The organism is Anaeromyxobacter sp. PSR-1 (genome assembly GCF_000964525.1).
GTDB lineage: Bacteria > Myxococcota > Myxococcia > Myxococcales > Anaeromyxobacteraceae > Anaeromyxobacter.
In genome coordinates this window covers 1-1,864 of sequence record NZ_BAZG01000335.1, presented here as the reverse complement: position 1 = coordinate 1,864, position 1,864 = coordinate 1, and the positions used below count along the sequence as shown (strand labels likewise).

General features: G+C 73.6%; 1 protein-coding gene, 1 tRNA gene and 1 other RNA gene. All 3 read right to left on the bottom strand.

The annotated features are described in order from the left end of the window. Positions 1–1,216, bottom strand: a 1,216-nt coding sequence (gene dnaX / locus PSR1_RS23140) for a DNA polymerase III subunit gamma/tau (RefSeq protein WP_059439629.1), incomplete at its 3' end; no start/stop codon positions are given. 55 nt (positions 1,217–1,271) lie between these two features. Further along, positions 1,272–1,365: signal recognition particle sRNA small type (gene ffs, locus PSR1_RS23135), an RNA gene on the bottom strand. A gap of 69 nt (positions 1,366–1,434) precedes the next feature. Then, a tRNA-Ser gene (locus tag PSR1_RS23130) sits at positions 1,435–1,524 on the bottom strand. Between the last annotated feature and the right edge of the window lie 340 nt (positions 1,525–1,864).

The window sequence follows — 1,864 nt, the reverse complement described above, 5'->3', positions numbered from 1 at the left end:
CCGGCGGCGGGGAGCCGGAGGCCGGCGCGGCGGGCGCGGGCGGCGCGGCCGGGCCGGCGGCGCGGGGAGGCGGGAGCGGCGCGCCTCGGGCGAGCGCCTCGACGCGCGCGACCAGCTCGGAGACCTGCGCGCCGGGGGCCAGGAACACGCCCTCCAGCAGCGCCACCTCCAGCGCGTAGCGCGGCTGCTCGGCGAGCTTCACGTCCACCACCGCGCGCTGCGCCAGGTCGAACAGGCGCGTGAGCTGCGCCGCGTCGGCGGCCGCGGCCTGCGCGCGCACCTCGGCGAGCTCCGCGTCCGGCAGGTCGATGGGCGCCTGCGGCACGAGCTTCGCCACCACCACGTTGCGCAGGTGCCGGACCAGCTCCTCGGCGAGCCGCTTCACCTCGAGCCCGCGGTCGTGGAGCGCCTCGATCTCGCGCAGCAGCGCGGCGCCGTCGCGGCCGACGAGCGCCGCCGCGATGCGCGACACCGCCGCCGCGTCCACCGCGCCGAGCGCCTCCGCCACCGCGTCGTCGCCGGGCGCGTCGCCGCAGGCGGCCCGCACCTGGTCGAGCAGCGACAGCGCGTCGCGCATGCCGCCCTCGGCCTGGCGCGCCACCAGCGCCAGCGCGGCCGGGGACAGCCGCATCCCCTCCTCCGCCGCGACCTTGGCGAGCTGGTCGGCGATCTGCTGCAGCGTGAGCCGCCGGAAGTCGAAGCGCTGGCAGCGCGAGAGGATGGTCTCTGGGACCTTGTGGACGTCGGTGGTGGCCAGCACGAACTTCACGTGCGGCGGCGGCTCCTCCAGCGTCTTCAGGAGCGCGTTGAACGCGCCCTGCGACAGCATGTGGACCTCGTCCACCACGAACACCTTGAAGCGGTCGCGGGCGGGCCGGTACTTCACCGCCTCGACGATGTCGCGGACGTTGTCCACGCCGTTGTTGGAGGCGGCGTCGATCTCCACCACGTCCACCGCGCGGCCCTCGGCGATCTCGACGCAGGGGGTGCAGACGCCGCACGGCTCGGCGGTCGGGCCCTTCTCGCAATTGAGCGCCTTCGCCACCAGGCGGGCGGTGGTGGTCTTGCCGACGCCGCGCGGGCCGGTGAACAGGAACGCGTGGGCGAGCTGGCCGGTCTTGAGCGCGTTCGACAGCGTCCGGACCACGTGCTCCTGGCCGGACATCTCGCCGAAGCGCTGCGGCCGGTACTTGCGGGCGAGGACGAGGTAACCCATTGGGATCGGTCACCGCGGGGACGCGGCGCGCCTCACGTTCCAGCAAAAAGAGCCGGCCCACAATCCCCGGGCGCACGGAAGACCACCTACCGTTGCTCCCTTCCGGGCCTGGCGGGGTTCGATGGCCCCCACGTCGCCCGAGGATTCTGGGCCGGCTCGCCCGGCGCATCGCCGGCTCGCGGGTCCCACCTTGCTTAACGGCGTGGGGCCTGCATCGCTGGCGGAGAGGGTGGGATTTGAACCCACGGTACCGTTCCCGGTACACACGATTTCCAGTCGTGCACCTTCAGCCGCTCGGTCACCTCTCCTTATACCTGGGGGAGTGCTCGGCTCCCCTGTGCTTCGCCAGGGGAGCCTGCGCTCCCCCAGACCCCCTGCTCGCTCCGGCCCACGCTCCCGCGTGGGCCTGCGCTCGCTGAAGGTCCTTCCCTCCAAATCCTCCGGAGCGCCCAACTGCTCCGTGCTTCGCCAGGGGAGCCTGCGCTCCCCCAGACCCCCTGCTCGCTCCGGCCCACGCTCATCCGCGTGGGCCTGCGCTCGCTGAGGTTACTGCTCCAAACGCCATCCGCGGGCGTGGCCGCGTTTCAGCTTCATCCGGAGCGCTCGGTCCCCTTCGCTTCGCTCGGGGACCTGCGCTCCCTTGCTTCC